General features: G+C 50.2%; 1 protein-coding gene. It reads left to right on the top strand.

The annotated features are described in order from the left end of the window. Window positions 1-198: thermonuclease family protein (locus RTW80_RS28535; RefSeq protein WP_312721466.1), on the top strand; the 198-nt coding region annotated here is incomplete at its 5' end. Window positions 199-301 lie beyond the last annotated feature (103 nt).

The following is a 301-nucleotide window of genomic DNA, read 5'->3' as shown; positions in this document are numbered from 1 at the left end:
GATGTGAATGCCGAACAGATACGCAAAGGCCTGGCCTGGGCATACCGGTACCACGGAAAACCCACCCGGCCAGACTACGCTGTTCTGGAGGCCGAAGCCCGCCGTCAGGCAGTCGGACTCTGGTCAGAACCGGGTCAGACAGAGCCCTGGCGCTGGCGTAGTCTGCATCAGGATGAGCTAAAAAAGAATAATGATTAAGGAGATTGCTGAATGACTTTGAAATTAACCGACAGCAAGCTGGAAATACTTGTCGATACGTTAAATGCCATTATATGTGGTGAAGTAAATATTACACGTAAGC

This window comes from Escherichia sp. AM3 (assembly GCF_032029835.1).
GTDB classification, from domain to species: Bacteria; Pseudomonadota; Gammaproteobacteria; order Enterobacterales; family Enterobacteriaceae; genus Escherichia; species Escherichia coli.
The sequence above is the reverse complement of the archived record's forward strand: the minus strand, read 5'-3'. Positions and strand labels throughout refer to the sequence as shown.